We start from the raw sequence: 1,779 nt of genomic DNA, 5'->3' as shown, positions 1-1,779 counted from the left end.
CATCCATATGTTGTAGTGGTTGTATATAGCAATCAGATCGTCTTCAGCTTGTGAAAAAATATTAAATTTCAATACAGCAAAAATCTCTGTAATGACCTGTGGTTTTGGAGCCTTACGACTACCAAAATGAATTATTGAATCAGGGAGCGAAGGTACACAACTTTCATATGTGTTTGATACATCTGCACAAAGTGATTTTAGAATATCAACATATTGTGCATGTAATCGTGGAATATTCTGATGACAATAAGAAACAGATGATGACTGATTGGCATCAATCCCTGTGATTAAATCTGCGAGTTGTTTATTCCCTGTTTTTGCAAGAACCGTATAATGCAGTAGAGAACTCACCTTTACGACAGACAGTTTTGGAATCAATAATTCTTGTCTTAATTTGCGTAAATATTGCTGTATATCATCGAAACTAACCGAATCCATTTTGCGGAGATCCTCAATGAATAGATTCGGGATTGGAATGTCTAAATAGATCGTCTGATTAAGCAAGCTGTTTGAATACTCAAAATCACGGTTCTCAAATACATTAAATTTACTGCTTAAGAAGAACTGATCATTTTTATGGATCAATTTTTGGCGGTTATTTAAGTTTTTAGCTCGCTTGCTTTGTATATATAGCCACTCATTCACACTGTTGCCTGTTAAAAATGCGAGCATCAGGATCAAAGCACTTTTATTTTGATGTTCAGAGTAGTCCACATGAAGTCTTTTCAGTAGATGGTTCACGCTAGATGGATTGGGAAAAAAACTACTCGACGTGAGTAAATGTTCTTTGCGTTGAATATGTTTTGCCACAAGCGGTAGAACATAGCTTTGACTCGTTTCTGAATGTGCTGCGAGTGGTGTGACGTCAGTTGGATTGACAACAATTTGCCGATTAATCGGCTCATCGATTGAGGTTTCTATATTCAGTGCTTTAGATTTAGCCCCTTTTTTGATTTCGATACTTTCTTCAATGAATTGTTCTTCATCAAGAAACTGATGTTGAAGCTGCGTATCGATACTTGCACGTGCAATCTTCGCTTTGTTTTTTAAAACATAGTTAAAAGTAATGCGAATATCATTGAGTAGATTGCGATCAAACTCAGGCAATTCATCCGTATCTAATGTGATCAGATGTTGAATAAATTGCTCTAAGCTCAGCGTTAGATCTTTAAGATAGACATTCCAGAGGCGTTTATATTCTTCTGTATTATGATATTTTTTTTCAGTATCTAAATTTTTATTTGCAGTCCTAAAGCGCTGGAATAAGCGCTTTACGGTATTGAAGTGTTCGGCGTGCGCTTGTTTAAAAAGATCTGGCTTGAGCTCAGGAAGAGCAATTAAATAAATTGCTGCTTTTAAAACTAGAATATTCCAGGTTAAGGCATTTTCTTCTGACTTTGCTAATTGTGCAATTGAGTTTACATACCAAGTAACGGGTGTTGCACTAACAGTATGTTTTCGAGAGGAGACCAATGCAGCTGGTCTAGCAAAAACAGAATTGGTTTCTAGATCAAAATCTAATAGATCGAGATTCAGTCCTTCCAGACATTGATCAGTTGGGTGCGAAGTCAGTAAATCAGCAACATATTGAATATGTTCGGTACGTTGGAGCTGCTCATCACCAAAGAGTTTTTCCAATGTCTGTTTTAATGATACCCTTGGAATATCAGCAATATTTTGATGGGTTGGGTTGGATTCTGACATTATGCTTTCCATAGCTGATCTGGCGTGAGAACGAAGTCCACATTATTTAAAAGCTGTTGTACAACTTCACTAGTT

Annotated in this window: 1 protein-coding gene; it reads right to left on the bottom strand. The window is 36.5% G+C overall.

What is annotated here, in order from left to right:
* Positions 1 to 1,704, bottom strand: a 1,704-nt coding sequence (locus J582_RS24975; RefSeq protein ID WP_032048907.1) for a hypothetical protein, incomplete at its 3' end; no start/stop codon positions are given.
* Positions 1,705 to 1,779 lie beyond the last annotated feature (75 nt).

The organism is Acinetobacter sp. 1566109 (assembly GCF_000582255.1).
GTDB classification, from domain to species: Bacteria; Pseudomonadota; Gammaproteobacteria; order Pseudomonadales; family Moraxellaceae; genus Acinetobacter; species Acinetobacter nosocomialis.
This window is presented reverse-complemented; position numbering and strand designations above follow the sequence as displayed.